General features: G+C 61.9%; 14 protein-coding genes. 4 read left to right on the forward strand and 10 right to left on the reverse strand.

All coding sequences use genetic code 11. From position 1 onward, the window contains the following. The 5 genes from AC1D0P_RS13765 to AC1D0P_RS13785 form a co-directional block, all read right to left on the reverse strand. Positions 1-462, reverse strand: a 462-nt coding sequence (locus tag AC1D0P_RS13765; RefSeq protein WP_477677252.1) for an N-acetylmuramoyl-L-alanine amidase, incomplete at its 3' end; no start/stop codon positions are given. A 1-nt stretch (position 463) separates the two neighbouring features. Next, positions 464-1,378 (reverse strand): hypothetical protein, encoded by a 915-nt coding sequence (locus AC1D0P_RS13770; RefSeq protein WP_477677253.1) that lies wholly within the window; start codon positions 1,376-1,378, stop codon positions 464-466. Then, positions 1,375-2,175 (reverse strand): hypothetical protein, encoded by an 801-nt coding sequence (locus tag AC1D0P_RS13775; RefSeq protein WP_477677254.1) that lies wholly within the window; start codon positions 2,173-2,175, stop codon positions 1,375-1,377. The genes AC1D0P_RS13770 and AC1D0P_RS13775 overlap by 4 nt, the downstream gene beginning before the upstream one ends. 309 nt (positions 2,176-2,484) lie before the next feature. Beyond that, on the reverse strand, positions 2,485-3,030 hold the full coding sequence (locus AC1D0P_RS13780) for a GNAT family N-acetyltransferase (protein ID WP_477677255.1): 546 nt from the start codon (positions 3,028-3,030) through the stop codon (positions 2,485-2,487). Next, on the reverse strand, positions 3,027-3,401 hold the full coding sequence (locus AC1D0P_RS13785; protein WP_477677256.1) for a VOC family protein: 375 nt from the start codon (positions 3,399-3,401) through the stop codon (positions 3,027-3,029). The genes AC1D0P_RS13780 and AC1D0P_RS13785 overlap by 4 nt, the downstream gene beginning before the upstream one ends. Before the next feature lie 159 nt (positions 3,402-3,560). On the opposite strand from AC1D0P_RS13785, the gene AC1D0P_RS13790 reads away from it, so the two are divergent. The 3 genes from AC1D0P_RS13790 to dsr1 all read left to right on the forward strand — a co-directional run bounded on the left by AC1D0P_RS13790 (position 3,561) and on the right by dsr1 (position 9,634). Continuing rightward, entirely contained in the window at positions 3,561-4,748 is a 1,188-nt protein-coding gene (locus tag AC1D0P_RS13790; RefSeq protein ID WP_477677257.1) for an MFS transporter, read from the forward strand. A gap of 204 nt (positions 4,749-4,952) precedes the next feature. Beyond that, the gene (locus tag AC1D0P_RS13795) at positions 4,953-5,771 is read left to right on the forward strand and encodes a hypothetical protein (protein WP_477677258.1); all 819 of its coding nucleotides are present in this window, start codon (positions 4,953-4,955) and stop codon (positions 5,769-5,771) included. A 32-nt stretch (positions 5,772-5,803) separates the two neighbouring features. Then, positions 5,804-9,634, forward strand: coding sequence for an anti-phage defense-associated sirtuin Dsr1 (gene dsr1 / locus AC1D0P_RS13800; protein ID WP_477677259.1), 3,831 nt, complete (start codon positions 5,804-5,806; stop codon positions 9,632-9,634). Between the two features lie 102 nt (positions 9,635-9,736). Here dsr1 and AC1D0P_RS13805 read toward each other — a convergent pair whose 3' ends face one another. From AC1D0P_RS13805 to AC1D0P_RS13815, 3 genes are all read right to left on the reverse strand, one after another. Next, positions 9,737-10,765 carry a Vgb family protein gene (locus AC1D0P_RS13805; RefSeq protein ID WP_477677260.1) on the reverse strand — a complete coding sequence of 343 codons (1,029 nt, stop codon included), beginning with the start codon at positions 10,763-10,765 and terminating at the stop codon, positions 9,737-9,739. Positions 10,766-10,857: 92 nt separating this feature from the next. Then, on the reverse strand, positions 10,858-11,118 hold the full coding sequence (locus tag AC1D0P_RS13810; RefSeq protein ID WP_477677261.1) for a DUF3606 domain-containing protein: 261 nt from the start codon (positions 11,116-11,118) through the stop codon (positions 10,858-10,860). A 20-nt stretch (positions 11,119-11,138) separates the two neighbouring features. Further along, positions 11,139-11,384 carry a DUF3606 domain-containing protein gene (locus AC1D0P_RS13815; RefSeq protein ID WP_477677262.1) on the reverse strand — a complete coding sequence of 82 codons (246 nt, stop codon included), beginning with the start codon at positions 11,382-11,384 and terminating at the stop codon, positions 11,139-11,141. A gap of 219 nt (positions 11,385-11,603) precedes the next feature. Between AC1D0P_RS13815 and AC1D0P_RS13820 the strand changes: the two genes are divergently transcribed. Next, complete coding sequence (locus AC1D0P_RS13820; protein WP_477677263.1) at positions 11,604-14,045, forward strand: penicillin-binding protein 1A; 2,442 nt, start codon at positions 11,604-11,606, stop codon at positions 14,043-14,045. 357 nt (positions 14,046-14,402) lie between these two features. Here the strand turns inward: AC1D0P_RS13820 and AC1D0P_RS13825 are convergent, their stop codons facing one another. Together AC1D0P_RS13825 and AC1D0P_RS13830 are read right to left on the reverse strand one after the other, a co-directional pair. Then, positions 14,403-15,530 carry an ROK family protein gene (locus AC1D0P_RS13825; protein WP_477677264.1) on the reverse strand — a complete coding sequence of 376 codons (1,128 nt, stop codon included), beginning with the start codon at positions 15,528-15,530 and terminating at the stop codon, positions 14,403-14,405. Between the two features lie 165 nt (positions 15,531-15,695). Next, positions 15,696-15,914, reverse strand: coding sequence for a CsbD family protein (locus AC1D0P_RS13830; RefSeq protein ID WP_477654029.1), 219 nt, complete (start codon positions 15,912-15,914; stop codon positions 15,696-15,698). Positions 15,915-16,369: the final 455 nt, after the last annotated feature.

Below are 16,369 nucleotides of genomic sequence, written 5' to 3' on the forward strand. Positions count from 1 at the left end.
GGCATATTCCTTGTGGCCCGCGCACATGGTTGCCGGCCTCCCGACGTGCTTCAGGATGGCTGCCGCGCCCCTGCGGTAGGCATCCATCTGCACATCCGGCCAGGGGTCCGTTCTCAGCCCGGTGTTCTCGGCCTCGATGCCGATGAAGTTGGAATTGCCCTCCGTAAGGCCCTGCCAGGAGCCGGAGCCGGCATGGTTGCAGCGGCCCGCGGCAATCACGTAATAGGTACCGTCGCGGCCCAGCCCCAGTTGCGACAAGGGTCCTTGCAAATCGCTTCGGCCTTCAATCAATGTCCTCAGTGAAGGCATGTTCCCATTCTTGGGGCCAGCCGTGTGGTGGCAAAGAATACCCAGCACATCCCCCATTTCCGCGCGGCCGCGGTTTTGCCAGCCCGGAACCTCGGCGACCTTGAGTCCCGCATTCAGCAATGTGTCGGCAAGCCATGTGAGTTTGTAGGCCATATCAGGCGACGCCTCCTCTGGATGCCGGTAGTTCTTCGTCGGGTGTGGGCTCGCTGATGGTGGCATCGCACCCGTCCTCGGTATCATGGGGCRCAGCATTCGTGGAGCCTGCTGATGACGATACAGAGGTTGATGTGGAAAGCGCGCCGGGGATGCTCAGTTTTTCCGCCAGCCACGGGGCCAGCACATGGCTGAACATGCCCACCATCAAGCCGCCTACAAAGTCCTCGACCTTGATTACCACCGGTAAGGTAATCGAAGAGGTCCCGCGCGTAATCGCAATGATCAGCATGGCCAGTATGGCGCCCATCAGGCTGGAGGCGAACATGCTCCAAATCAAGTCAGCCGTTGTTTCTTCGATGTTTTTTGGCCTGGAGCGTAACAGTGGATAAAGGCCGGTGAAAAGCGTTAGCAGCAAAGCCCCCAGGATGCCACCGCATATCACCGCCGCTGGCGAGGACAGCATGGTGACAGGCTGGCGCGTGGCCGCCTGGGAGTTGTCGGCCCAGGTAGCTTCCACCATCACCTCATAGGCCTGCGTCGTATGGAAGTAGCGCTGCCAGCGTTGGTCCTTCTTGAGCGCTAGCTGTTTGCGCAATTGCAAGGTTTCGCCCGGCAGAATGGCCGTGAAGCCCGTAGCGCTGTCCGAAATATCCAGATCCTCGTAAACGTCGGCCAGACGGCCTATGGGGATGACCTTGATGCTCTGCGGTGTGATGCCGCTGCCTTTCGCGGCAGCATTGTTGCGAATCACCAGAATCAGAGGCAAGGGCTGCCCAAAAACCGCGGTCTTATCTGCATCGATCGACAGCGTTGCCATCGAGGCGGCGCCGGCCGCTGCTGCCCCGACCGGCAGTGCCAGCAGCGCGGGCAGCAAGGCAAGGCTGATCAGCACGGGGGTGATCAGGCGCTTCATCTGCCGCCTCCGCAGGATTTAAGGGCCTGGCGTGTGCGATCAAGCAGGCTTCGGGATTTCCCAAGGGCTTCGGGGGCCGCGCGACCGGCAAAATGATCGATGGCTTCGCGTGCACTGCTTGCCATGGATCTGCAGGCCGCGCTGCAAAGGCTGGTTCTCAGGGCGGCATCCGTTGCATTGGCGGCATCCTTGAAGCTCCAGCTCGAGCAGCTGGCAACCGCCCGTATCCAGATCCCGTAGGTTGCCGGGTAATAGATTTCAGGTGGCGCCTTTTCCATCCAACGCACCACCGGCTCCGCGGTATTGACGATTTCATAGCCATCCATCAAGGAATGAACACCTTCAAGGTAGGTGTCGCGTAGCCGGCCGGGAGGTAGCGGAGGACCCACCGGGCTCGCCAGTTCGTCCAGGTACCAGGCGCGAAACTCGGCCTCCTGTTTTAACCAGTATGCGGCCGCATCCGAGTCACCCGAGGCCTTGAGGGTGGCGGATGTCTTGTGCTGAAAATCGGCCACCTGCTTCAGGACTCGAGAGAGGTTTTCCGGGTCCGCGGCACGCGCGTCCTCGACATCCGTCTGCATCGCGGCGTCGCGAACACAATTGGCCAGGGCGACGGGTTGATTTCTTTTATAGGTGCTATTGGCCAGAAGTTCCAGGATCGCGTTGGCCTTTGCGGTAAAGGCGGCCGGCCAGGATGGGGGGCACAGCGACTGCGCCTTCGCCGACTGCGGCACCAAAAAGGCGGCGCACAGCGCAAGCTGCGCGAGGCCGATAGGGGTTAACGCGTTCATCCTCATACCCTCTCCTTTTTTAACCGCGCTTTGCGGTCATTGCCCTCTTTGCCGGGTGGATTTTTTTTCGAAGTCTATTCCTCACCCCGGCGGGTGTCCTCCTCTGTTTAAAGGATGCCGGCAAATTATTTTCAGGACCGGCGAGCCGCGTTGCCAGGCTGCGGGTAGATGGCGCACAAGCTTTTGGGCTGACTAGAGCGGTTTATCCCGCAGATTTTGTGAAAAGTCCGCGGTCTCTGCTTGCGGTGCCGGCGGGCGGTTGAGGCCCTGCCGTGGAATGCCAGCGGCACGGCAGAACCAGCGTGTGATCGTGGCTTATGTGCGTTCACACACCATCAACAACGCCATCCCATCCGGCGTCAACACCTCGCCCACCGCGCGAAACCCGGCTTTTTCATAACAGCGGATCGCGCGCGCATTGCGCGGGTCCGGGTCGGTCTGGATGCGGGTGACCTGCGGGTCGGCAAACAGCCTCTCCACCCAGGCCTTCACCATCGCCGTGCCCAGGCCCTTGCCCAGTTGCGCCGCGTCGGCAATCGACTGGTCTATGCCGCGCACGCCCGGGTCGGTCTCCGCTTCCCACCAGCCGCCGCCCGAACCCATGGCCACGTAAGACTGGATGTAGCCGAAGGGCTCACCGTCCAGCAGCGCGATATGCGGCTGCACCTGGGCCGGGTCATTGATCCAGGCTCCATAGTCGGCCTGCACCTCAGCGAGCGTAGGCGCCGGCCCCCACCACTCGGTCCAGTGCGGGCGCGACAGCCAGCTGTGCAGCAGGGGCAGGTCGGTCGTTTGCAGAGGCCGGAAGCTGAAGCGCCCGGCCGCCACGGCCTCCGGTGCGGGTGTATCGCCTATGTTCATTTGTGCGACCAGACCGCCAGCTCATAGCCGTCCGCGTCCTGGAAATGAAAGCGCCGCCCGCCCGGAAACGGAAAAATCTCGCGCTTGATGCGCCCCCCGGCTGCCAGCACGCTGTCACGCGCGGCTTCGAGTTTGTTCGCATACAAGACCACCAGCGGGCCGCCGGCAGGCGAGGGCGCCGCCTGCGTCGTGAAGCCGCCCTTCATCCCGCCGTCAGAGAACTCGGTGTACTGCGGGCCGTAGTCGGTAAAGGTCCAGCCAAAGGCCTTGCCGTAAAAGGCCTTGGCTTTGTCTATGTCGCTGACGTTGAGCTCCAGGTAATTGATGCGGCAGTTTTCGGTTGAAGTGGGTGTGGTGGGCGTGGCGGGCATGGGGTGTCTCCTGGAATCGTCAATCCGCCATTTTGCACAGGCGCTGCGCAACGATGCCGGCAGGGTTTTGTGAGTGGGCTACGTGAATTGCCTGCACTGCCTACAATCCATCAGAGCGTGGGCCTGTCGCCCGCTACCTTGATTCGGGCCCCTCACTTCATGACTTCAGCCGCTGCGCCTGGCGCCACCCGCTCTTCCACTCTGCCTGGTTCGTCCCTCTCTCCCGCCACCCGCCGCTCCATCCTGCTGCTCTCGTGTGCCACCTTCTCCAGCATGGTGGCCCAGCGCATTTGCGACGCCATGCTGCCCGAGCTCTCGCGCGTCTTCGCCGTCAGTCTCGCGCAGGCCGCGCAGGTCGTCTCGGTGTTTGCCGTCACCTACGGCATCTCGCAACTGTTTTATGGGCCGCTGGGCGACAGGCTGGGCAAGTTCCGCATCGTCACCTTTGCAGCACTGGGCTGCAGCGTCGGCAGCCTCGTGGCCGTGTTCGCCACCAGCCTCGACGTGCTGCTGCTGGCCCGCATCATGATGGCCCTGGGGGCTGCCGCGCTGATCCCGCTCGCCATGGCCTGGGTCGGCGACGCCGTGCCGCCCCATGAGCTGCAGGAGATGCTCACACGCACGGGGCTGGGCAGCACGCTGGGCATTGTCTGCGGCCAGTTGCTGGGCGGGCTGCTGACCGACGCGCTCGGCTGGCGCTGGGCGTTTGCCTTCCTGGTGCTGCTGTTTGGCACTGTGGGCTCGCTGCTGTGGGGCGATCTGCGCCGGCAGCAAAAAGCGCAGCCCGTCGCAGAGGCAATGCCAACATCGCAAGCGCCCGTGGCACGCCCGCATTTCATCAAACAGGCTTTGCTGATCGCCAGCCGCCCCTGGTCGCGCACCATTTTGCTGCTGGCCGTGATCGAAGGCGCCATGGGCTTTGGGGTGCTGGCCATGTGGGCCTCGCATCTGCACCATGCACTCGGTTTGTCGCTCTCGGTCTCAGGCGCCATCGTCGCGCTCTTCGGCCTGGGCGGCGTCGGCTACATGGCCGCAGGCCGCGCGCTGATCCCCCGCCTGGGCCAGCACGGCCTGGTGTTATTGGGTGGCGCGCTGCTCGGCATCAGCGCACTGGCGATTGCCTACATCCMGCACTGGGGCCCGGCCATCCCGGCCAGCCTGGTCGGTGGTTTTGGTTTTTTCATGTTCCACAACGTCATGCAGGCCAACGCCACCCAGATGGCGCCCGAAGCGCGCGGCACGGCCGTCTCACTGTTCGCGTCTTTCCTGTTCCTGGGCCAGTCCCTGGCGCGGCGAGCGTATGACCTAAGGCTAGAGGGTTGGACCGGTACTCCTATGCATCGGTGATGCGCTGATAGACCAACCGACGATTCAATTCTTCTGATTGTCGAAACAACATCATCTCCTCCGATCGAAGGTTGTGCAGCGAATTCGTCTACTGCAGACTACCCCCTGCTTGGAAAGGGGAAAGCTGAGAATTATTAAGTACGCCGTGCAGAGAAATAAATTCAGCTTGAAGCAGCTATAAAACCGCTCAGACCAGAACGATAGATGACTCACGACACACCTACATCCTTCGCCGCATCGCCTTTACTGGATAACCTCACCAAGTCGCTTGGAGTCGCGACCGCGCTTCTGTTGCTCTTGTCTACAGCATTTGATTTTAGTTATCTCTATTCGCTCGGACTCGCGTTTGAAGATGTACCTACCAATCTGTCCGATCATGTCAGAAGTGCTCTAGTTTGGACTCCGAAGGCTGTAGTTTATGCATTGATATTTGCCCTATATGAAATGGCTGCTCGACGCTTAGAGGGAGGGCAATCTGAAGAGGAACTCATTCGTCTTTCTCCTCACCCCCGCTTCACTCGTTGGTTCCGCAAGAGCCCGGCCTATCTCTTTGGGGCTGTCGTTGTAATTTCTTTGATCACCGACTTTTTTCTCACAAACTCAAGTCGCGCACTTTATGTGGGAGCTCTGGTCGCATGGGGAACTCTGGCGTCATGGGTTGTTCGACATGAGCGACTAGGGGCTGCGTTTAGTCAAACTGGCCGTCGTCTTTTTCTGATTCTTCCTCTGCTGGGCATCTGGGTTGGCCTTCTGGGTTATGGGCAGGGGCGAGCCGTACTCGAGCAGAATTCTCCGAATTGGACCGTTGTTCTGAAAACAGAAGATGGCACTGAATCTCATGAACTCTTGGGACTTCGTCGCTTCTCCACAAGTGCGGTGCTTGTTGCCGTAGATCGAAAAGTTTCAGTGGTACCTAACGAGATGATTGTGTCAACCTCGCTTGTAAAGTCAAAGATAGATTCTCCGAATCGTCTATGCAGTTGGTTTGCTGTGGGATGCAAGTCCAGCGTCCCAGCTAAGTAAAACGGCCGATAGTTCAAAAAAAGAGGCAACCTGTGCAGTTCATCACCAGTGGTCCCGACATTCCAGATGCGCTTTTGCAGGCGCACGAGGAGGGCCGCGTGGTGTTTTTCTGTGGTGCTGGAATTTCCTATCCCGCAGGCTTGCCCGGCTTCAAGGGGTTGGTCGAAGATATCTACCGGCTGAACGGCACGACACCCACGGAAATTGAACGCGAAGCCTTAGATCGCGGACAGTTTGACGCGGCACTCGACCTGCTGGAGCGACGCCTGCCGGGGCAGCGCCTTGCAGTGCGTCGCGCTCYCGCTCAGACACTCAAACCCAAATTGCGTCGCAAGGGTTCAACCACTACCCATGAGGCACTGCTCCAGTTGGCGCGCCGCAGCCGTGGAGATGCGCTGCGTCTGGTAACCACCAACTTTGTCCGTGTATTCCACATGGCGGCCAAACGCACAGGCCAAGCGTTCCAAGCATATGGCGCACCGATGCTGCCGATACCAAAGAACAGCCGCTGGGACGGGGTGGTGTACTTGCACGGCCTGCTGTCCGGCAAAGCGGACGACACTGCCCTGAACCGGTTGGTCRTCACCAGTGGTGATTTTGGTCTGGCCTATCTGACCGAGCGCTGGGCCGCACGCTTTGTCAGCGAGCTATTTCGCAATTACGTGGTCTGCTTCGTCGGTTACAGCATCAATGATCCTGTGCTACGGTACATGATGGATGCGCTGGCCGCAGACCGGATGCTGGGCGAAGTCACACCACAAGCCTGGGCGCTGGGTGACTATGAGTCAGGGCAGGAACACCGCAAGGCTATCGAGTGGGAAGCCAAGGGCGTTACCCCGATCCTGTACGAAGTTCCCGCCGGCAGTCACGACCATTCGGCGCTGCACAAGACCCTGCAGGCTTGGGCAGAAACTTACCGCGACGGAGTATTGGGCAAAGAGCGCATTGTCGTGAGCCATGCGTTGGCACGGCCCTCGGCAAGCACTCAACAAGATGACTTCGTCGGCCGAATGTTGTGGGCTTTGTCAGACAAGTCGGGACTACCTGCCAAAGGATTTGCGGAATTCAACCCTGTCCCGCCGCTGGACTGGCTGCTGGAGGCTTTCTCGATAGAGCGTTTTCAGCAAAGCGATCTGGCCCGTTTTGGTGTACCGTCGCGCGACAGGGTGGACACCGAGTTGCGCTTCAGCCTGATTCGACGGCCTGCACCCTATGATCGCTCACCGTCGATGTCGCTGGTCTTCGGTAGTATCACCGGCAGTCAGTGGGATGACGTAATGTTTCAGCTAGCTCGGTGGTTGGTACGCCACTTGGGTGACCCGAGGTTGGTCATTTGGATCGCGCAACGTGGCGGCCAGTTGCATGACCGCCTGTCATGGTTGATTGAGCACGAACTGGACCGCATTACCTCGTTGGAGCACGAAGGAAAGACCGCAGAGCTGGACGAAATCCGCTCGCACGCGGCCCAGTCTATCCCCAGCTTGTTGATGCGTACCCTCTGGCGTTTGCTGCTCAGCGGGCGAGTGAAGTCGCCGTGGCACCATTCCGATCTCTATCGCTGGAAAAGCCGGCTGAAGCGAGAGGGACTGACTACCACGCTACGGTTTGAGTTACGCGAAATTCTCGCGCCCCAAGTGTCACTGAAAAAGCCATTTCGGTGGAGCGATGAGAAAGAGAGTACAGACGAACCCACGCGAATCAAGCAGCTGGTGGACTGGGACTTGGTACTAGCTGCCGATCATGTGCTCTCGTCTCTGCTCGACGTTTCCGACAAAGACTGGACGTCTGTCTTGCCGCAGCTGCTCGAGGATTTTCAGCAACTTCTGCATGATGCGCTGGACCTGTTGCACGAGTTGGGTGAGGCCGATAACCGCAGTGACCGATCTTACTGGGACCTTCCTTCTATTAGTCCACATTGGCAGAACCGAGGATTCCACGACTGGGTGGCCCTGATCGAGTTGCTGCGCGATGCGTGGCTGGCGGTTCACAGCGATGACAGCGCCCGCGCTAAGCAGATTGCCCTGACGTGGTTTGATCTGCCATATCCCACTTTCAAACGATTGGCCCTTTTTGCTGCCAGCCAAGAGAATTGCATCGCAACCGAACAGTGGGTGAATTGGCTGTTGGCTGATGACGCTTGGTGGCTATGGTCGACAGATACCCAGCGAGAAGTGTTCAGACTATTGGTTCTGAAAGGGAACAAGCTGGAAGGAGTCAACCAGGAACGTCTGGAGTCCGCCATCTTGGCCGGCCCTCCGCGCAATATGTACAAGAATGATCTGGAACCGGATCGATGGCAAGACTTAGTAGCTCATTCAGTCTGGCTGCATCTCGCAAAATTGAAAGCCTCGAATCTCACGCTAGGGGCACTTGCAACAGCTCGCTTGGTGGATATATCCAATGCATACTCGAAGTGGCAGTTGGCGAACAATGAGAGTGATGAGTTCTCTCACTGGATGAGTGGTACTGGTGATCCGGACTACGAGGAAAGCCGAGATGTAGACATCGCGCCTCGAAAACGGCACGAGCTGATTCAATGGCTGATGAAGCCACAGCCCGAACGGCGACCGTTTTACGAGGACACGTGGCGCGATGTCTGCCGCACCCGTTTCTTTCACAGCCTGTACGCGCTATGCGATCTGGCGCGCGGTGGTATGTGGCCAGTCGGCCGATGGCGCGAGGCGCTCCAGGCATGGGGCGAAGAAGGAATGGTTATGCGGTCCTGGCGATACGCCGCACCTCTGGTGCTGACAATGCCTGACAGCGTAATCCAGGAGATTGCTCACGGTGTGACGTGGTGGATTGATACTGTTTCGAAGTCAACTAATCAGCACGAGGAGATTCTGCTGAACCTATGCCGCCGCGTTCTAGGCGTGCCTTTCGAAACAGGTACCGGGATGACGCGCAATGGAGAACCGATGGACCAATCCGTTACCGAGGCCATCAATCATCCGGTCGGGCATGTCACGCAGGCACTGATCAACCTTTGGTTCAAACGCAGTCCGAATGACAATGATCGGCTTCCAGCTGACATCGAGCCTTTTTTTACTGCACTGTGCGATGTGCAGGTGGACCGGTTTCGTCACGGCAGGGTACTGCTTAGTTCGCGATTGATAGCGATCTTCCGCGTCGACCGACCGTGGGCTGAGCAATACTTATTGCCCCTGTTCAGTTGGCACAATCCTGGCGAAGCAAAAGCTGCATGGGAAGGTTTCCTGTGGTCGCCGCGCTTGTACCAGCCGTTGATGATTGCGTTCAAGCCGCAGTTCCTGGAGAGCGCAAGTCATTACGTCGACTTAGGTGAACACCGACAGCAGTTCGCCTCCTTCCTGACTTACGCGGCGCTGGGACCGACAGAAGGCTATAGCGTGGACGAGTTCCGGTCCGCCATTGGAACACTGCCGCAAGAGGGTTTGGCGGAATCCGCACAGGCGCTCTATCAAGCTCTTGAAGGAGCCGCCGATCAGCGAGAGGACTATTGGAATAACCGTGTCCAGCCATTCTGGCAACACATTTGGCCAAAATCACGTGGCCTTGCAACTCCGCGAATCGCCGGATCATTGACCCGGGTGATTATTGCTGCCCGATCTGAGTTCCCGGCTGCTTTGGCTGCGATGCAAGATTGGCTCCAACCAATTGAGCACCCAAACTACGTTGTGCGCCTGCTGTACAAATCCGGTTTGTGTTCGCAATTCCCGACTGATGCGCTGCATCTGTTGGATATCGTGATAGCCGACCAGCAATGGGCTCCTCAGGAATTGGGGAAATGTTTGGACGAGATTGTGAAAGCTGCACCAAAGCTTGCTCAGGATGCCCGGTACCAGCGTTTACGCGAGTATTCGCGAAGAAGAGGAATTGCATAGCGGAGTAAGTTGGCCTCTCGTAGCGAGGCGAGTTCCCTTGACGATAGAAGCACGGCGAAAGTTGCGAAAGCGGCGAAATGTTGAAGGCTATGCATTTATCCCTCACCCTGTCCGAATCACCATCACAAACTCCGTCCCACTCTCAGGCAGCCACACCTCCCCGGGCCGTCCCAGGATCTGCCGCACCGCGGCATTGGCGCGGGGCAGGGGGATGGCCTCAAATTTCTCGCTGCCGGGGTCAAAGCGCAGCATCGCGTTGTTGCTCCACTCCGAGGCCCAGACCGTGTCTTTGTGGTCAACGTAGACCGCGTACACATGCGGGTCGGCGCCTGGGGCTTTGTATGTTTTCCAGCTATTGGCGCCTGTGCCGAGTGCCGGGTCGTGCATTGAGAGATTTCCGCTGCTCCATTCCGACACCCAGATGCGGCCCTTGCTGTCTGACCAGACCCTTCTTGCGCCTTGGCGCGGCGTGGGTGGTTCGACGATGCGGGACTCGCCGGTCTTGGGGTCCAGGTGGGCGATGAAGGAGCCGGCCAATGAACACCACCAGATATCGCCCTTGGGGGTGGCGCAGATGCCGTAGGGGCCGCGGCCGCGGGGGGAGTCTTTGACGGTCACGGTGCTGCTGCGCACGTCGACCTTGCCGACATAGCCGCTCTGGCCGGTGAACCACAGGTTGCCGTCGCCGTCGAAGGCGCAGGTGTTGAGGTTGGCATAGGGCGTGCCGGCGGGCAGGGGGAACACCTTCACCTGGCGCGAGGGCCAGGCCACGCGGGCAATGGCGTTTTGCCCGCCATCGGTGAGCCAGGCCGCGCCGTCGGGGCCGGCGATGACGCCGTGGGGTGACGAGCCGCCGCCCAAAGCAATCAATTCAGTCTTGCCGCTGCGCGGGTCGAACCAGCCCAGGTGGCCGCTGCGCTGGGCCGAAAACCAGACGCCGCCGTCGGGCGCGGGCGCGATGTCGTGTATGCCGGTGGCGGCGCGGGTGTTGAGGGGCCAGGATTGCAGGCGCGCTGCGGCGGTAGGCGTTGGTGTTTGTGCGCGGGCCAGGCCGGGCAGCAGCAGGGCGGCGGCGGGCAGGGCCGCGAGGGCGGTGCGGCGGGTGGGGTGGTGGTTTTGCTGCACAAGCATGGGAATGCCTCCTGCGCATAGCTTTCTTGTGCATGCGCCGCACGCGGCGAGGGGTCACCGCCCAGGCATTGTGGCGTTTATGGCCAGTGCCATCAACGGGGCTTTTCCCCGCTCATCCCGCTCGCCCCGCCCGCTTTCTTGACGCGGTCTGCGTTGGTGGTGCTGCGGCTGCCTTTGAGGTGCATCTCGACGTCGGCCGCCCTGTCGCCGACGGCCTCAATCGCTTCGCGCAACTGCTCGGGGCTGACGTTGAATTTTTTGGCCCAGACCTGGGCGGCGAAGGGGTCCTTGAGCTCGATGAGCTCCGGCTCTGTGCCGGGCATGGGGCGGGGTGCTGCAAAGCGGGGTGCCATGGCGGTCTCCTGGGCTGGGCTCAGCGGGGCCTGTCTGACGCCGTGGCCGAGGCCGAGGGCCTTGCGCGGCCCGGCGCGCTGTCGGCGCGGCTGCTACCCCTGAGGTAGCGTTCGACATTGCTGGCCGTGTCGCCGACGGCGGCGATGGCGCGGCGCAGCTGTTCGGGGCTCACGCCCAGGCGCTCGGTCCAGGTGCCGGTGTCGGAGCGGTCATTGAGGTTGATGCGGTCCGGCTGAACATGGGGGTAATAGGGGATGAAGCTCATGCGGTCGTCTCCTGTCTTCTTTATCAAATCCAGCTTAGGGCGGCGCGGGCGCGCTGTTTGTAGGCGCTGGCCGTGTTTTGGGATGGGCGGCGGCCTGGGCCGGGGCGGCGAATTTGGGCTTCCGGCGGGGGATTTTGGCTGCGCCGCCGTCCTACAAAAGGGGTTTACAGCGCCGAATTAGACTTGCGGGTAATGAAGAACCCCTTCCAGACCCCATTCATGAGCTCTTTAGCCACCCGCATCCGCGCATTCGCGGCCACCATTCCCGGCCGGCTGGCCGCCTTGCGCCACCCCACCTGGCGTGGTGTGGGCCTGGGGCTGGCGGCGATCCCGGTCACCTTGCTGCTGTACATCGTGATCCTGATCCCGTTTACGCCCAGCATCAGCGACCTGCTCAAGGCCAAGACGGCCAAGCCCTCGGTGCTGATGTCGGTGGACGGCAAGGAGCTGGCGAGCTTCCAGCGCGCCAACCGCGACTGGGTCAAGCTGGACGCGATTTCGCCGAATGTGGTGGCGGCGCTGATCGCGACCGAGGACCATCGCTTTTACGACCACCACGGCATGGACTTCCGGCGCACGGTGTCGTCGGTGCTGCTGACGCTCACCGGCCGCAAGCAGGGCGGCTCGACGCTCACGCAGCAGCTGGCGCGCAATATGTACCCCGAGGAGATAGGCCGCTCGGCGACGCTGACGCGCAAGCTCAAGGAGGCGATCACGGCCTTCAAGATAGAGGCGGTCTACAGCAAGGACGAGATCCTCGAGAGCTACCTTAACACCGTGCCCTTCCTGTACAACGCCTACGGCATCGAGATGGCGGCGCGCACCTATTTCGACAAGTCGGCCAGCGAGCTGGACGTGCTGCAAAGCGCCACGCTGGTGGGCATGCTCAAGGGCGCGAGTTATTACAACCCGGTGTCCAGCCCGGAGCGCGCGCTGCAGCGCCGCAACACCGTGCTGATGCAGATGGTCAAGCACCACAAGCTGCCGGAAGACAAGGTCGCGGCGCTCAAGAAGAAGCCGCTGAAGATCGACTTCGAGCGGCTGGACCCGGAGTTCGGCGAGATGCCGCACCTGGCGCAGCAGCTGCGGCGCTGGCTGATCGAGTGGGCCGACCGCAACGACTACAACATCTATGCCGACGGCCTGGTGGTGCACACCACCATCGATTCGCGCCTGCAGGCCATGGCCAACAAGGCGCTGGTGGCGCAGGGCGACCGGCTGCAGAAAATCGTGGCGGGCGACTGGCGCTTCAATTCGGGCTGGAAGGCCAAAAGCGGCGCGCAGCGCGAGCTGGCCCTGGCCTTTGTGCGCGACACCCAAGAGTACAAGGCGGCGCGCGCGGCGGGGCAGACGGACGAACTGGCCCTCAAGGTTTTGCTGGCCAATGCCGATTTCATGCAGGCGCTGAAGGACGACAAGACGCGGCTGCAGGCCGGCTTCATGGCGATGGACCCGAGCAACGGCCAGGTGCGGGCCTGGGTCGGCAGCCGGGATTTTGCGGACGACCAGTTCGACCACGTGCAGCAGGCGCGCCGCCAGCCGGGCTCGACCTTCAAGCCTTTTGTGTACGGGGCGGCCTTTGAGGACGGCGCGCGGCAGACCGACGGGTTTATCGACGGCGTGGTGGAAATCCCGCTGGGCAACGGCGCCTTCTGGCGGCCCACCGACGGCGGTGGGCCCAGCGGCGAGTTCATGAGCCTGCGCCAGGGTTTGATGTTCTCCAAGAACACCATCACGGCGCAGGTGATGCAGGTGGTGGGCCCGGCCCACGTGGCCAAGCTGGCGAAGGCCATGGGCGTGCGGCAAAGCAAGCTGGAAGAAGTGCCGTCGCTGGCGCTGGGTACCAGCCCGGTGACGCTCAAGGAAATGGTCTCGGCCTACGGCACGCTGGCCAATGACGGCCGCTACATCGAGCCCATCATCGTCATGCGGGTGGAAGACCGCAACGGCAAGGTGCTGGAAGAGTTCCAGCCCAAGCTGCCGGAGACGGTGATGGCGGCCACGGTGGCGCAGACGCTGCTGGACGTGATGCGCGGCGTGATCGACCAGGGCACGGGCGCGGCGATACGCAGCCGCTACGGCCTGCGCGCCGACTTCGCCGGCAAGACCGGCACGACGCAAGGCAACACCGACGGCTGGTTCGTGATGATGCACCCGCAGCTGGTGGCCGGCGCCTGGGTGGGCTTTAACGACAACCGCGTGACCATGGGCGACAGCTGGGGGCAGGGGGCGCGCAGCGCGCTGCCTATCGTGGGCGAGTTTTTCCAGCAGGCGATCAAGGCCAAGGTGGTGGATGCGGAGATGCGCTTTCCGGCGCCGCAGGGCGGCGGCGTGACGGACGTGGAACAGCAGCGCATCGAAGCCCTGCTCAACGGCGCCGAGCCGCCGCAGGAAGGCCAGCCGGGCGTGGTGCCGGCGGGCGTGGGCATGGCGGGTGCGGCCCCAACCGCGGAAGGCGGCGCGCCGCGCTGGCAGCCCGCGCCGGTGATCAAGTACGTGACGATCCAGGTGCCGGCTGAAAACACGCCGCCGGCCGTGCAGGGTGGGGATTCGGGTGGTACGTCCCCCGGTGTTGTGTTGCAGCCGCCTACGCCTGTGCCTGTAGAAAAACTGCAGGTGTTTCCGGGCGTGGTTGTTGGCGCGCCTATCGCGCCTCGGTAATTCTTGCTCCCTCTCCCTCTGGGAGAGGGCAGGGGCTGAGCGCTGCGGCTCCAGATGCGCCTGCGCGCATCTGGACAGCGCGAAGAAGCCCAGGCTCAGCCTGGGCTGCGGTCTGCAAGACAGGGCCAGCGGCCTATGCATAAAGCCGTGGGCCATTGATCCGCCGCTGGCCCTCACCCCAACCCTCTCCCAGGGGGAGAGGGGGTAATACCGGCCGCGGGCTGCTTCTTGCTCCCTCTCCCTCTGGGAGAGGGCAGGGGTGAGGGCTAGCGGCCTGTGCATAAAGCCGTGGGCTGTTGATCCGCCGCTGGCCCTTACCCCAACCCTCTCCCATGGGGAGAGGGAGTAATACCGGCCTCAGCGCTTTTTAGCCGCCCGCCGCTTCTTGCCCGCCACCGGCACGCCCATATTCACAAAACTCGCATTCCCCAGCCCCGTGCCCACGGTCAGCACGGCCCAGCGCTTGACGCCCTGCATGAAGGGTAGCTCCGACAAGCCCTGCACCACCGCGTCGTTGTGCAGCCGCACCTGCATGTCGTGGCCGCCGAGTTTCGGCAGGCTTTCGCAGAGGTGCTGCGCRAGGTTGAAGCGTGGGCTTTCCCAGTTGCCGGGCAGGTTTTGCGCACCTGAAGAGATGGAGCCGTCCTCGGCAATCATGCCGGGGCAGGCCACGCCGACAAAGGGCGCGAGCTTGAGGCCCTTGCCCTCGGCCTGTTTGATGAGCTTTTTGAGCATGGCGGCGATGCCTTGCACCAGGTCTTCGCGGCGGGTGGCGTCGGCATCGCCGGCGTGGCCCCATTTGCGCAGGCCGCTGACCCTGACGTCGGTGAGGTCGGGCGTCTTGCGCGCGCGCGGCCGCACGATGCCGCAGCGCACATTGGTGCCGCCTATGTCGACGGCCAGGAAGCCGTCGTAGCCGGACAGCACCTCGGGCGGCGCCAGGTGCACCCAGCCCATGAGGCCGCCTTCGTCGGGGTGGTGGCGCAATGTCATCAGGTGCACGCGGCTGCCGCGCTGGTAGAGCAGCTCGGCCGTGCGGTCTATGGCGAGCTCGCCGACCAGGCTTTGCCGGAAACCGCCGCCGACCACGATGCGCCGCACGCCCTGCCATGAAGCATGGGTCAGGAAGCGCCGCACCACGCGGGCCAGTTGCCAGGCGTAGTCTTCCGAGGCGGCGGAGATGATGGCCGCGGCCTTGCCGTTGCGCCTGAGCAGCTCGTCGAGCCGTTTCTTGCCGATCTCCGCCGTGGGTTTGCGGCCCAGCGGGTCCAGCCCGCTGATGCGGCGGTAAAGCTTGCGCCAGGCGTCCAGCATTTCGCTGTAGGCGGTGCGGCTGACGCTGTCGCCGGCAAAGCCTTCGCCGTCGTGCAGCTGCAGGCTATAGCCCTGGATGGTGACGGCGGGCCGGCGCAGGCCGCCGTGCGTGAGTTCGTCGGGCAGGGATGCCGGGGCGTTGGCGTTTTTTCGAGAGATTTTGCGGGGCATGGCCTCATGGTGGGCGCCGGCCGGAAGGCGTACCAGCGGCGAAGGCGCTACGGCCCCGTCAGCCAATGCCTTGCGGCGCGCACGGCAAATCGGCCGGTGGAAACCGGCCGATTTGAAGATGCGCGAAGGCGCGAAAGTTGAAGGTCCCTGGAGGACCTCTATTCATCAAGGCTTGAGAGGATCGCGCTCCAGGTCTTTTTTCACTTCCTTGTTCAGGTCCTTGATGTTTTCCTTTACGTCGCCGGCGGCTTTCTGGGCCTTGCCTTCGAATTCACGGGCGTGGCCCTTGGCCTGCTGCTCGGTGCTGCCGACCATCTTGCCGGTGTGCTCCTGCACTTCACCGGCGACTTCCTTGATCTTGCCTTTGACCTGGTCCTTGTTCATGGGAATACCTTTCAGGGGTTGGAGGGATATGGACTTTCCATGGGACTTTCCATGCCTTCACTGGTGATGAAAGGGTCATGAAAAATTCCATGGCTTCACCTTAGGCCCGGCCCAAAGCGCGGCGCGCAGGGAGGGGGCGCGCATGGGTGTGGGTTGCCGCCTACAACTTGCCGCCCCGGCTTCAATTTCGTGCGTAGGGGGATGTCTTTTGATGTGACAAGCCGTGCCGCTGAGGGGTAGACTGGTTTGAATGCGACATTGTGCAAGTGCTGCAAGCGGCGGAAACATCCGGGCGCTGTTCATCACCATGGCGCCCGGAGTGAACAACATCGAAGACTTGTCATCATGAAACAGAACCTTTTTTTCTGGGGCTTGCTGGGAGGCGCCTCCCTGCTGCACGCGCAGTCCGCGTGGTTCACGGTGCTGGGCGACCCGCAGGATCCCCTGGTCAACAC

Source organism: Polaromonas sp. P1_G2 (assembly GCF_056405515.1).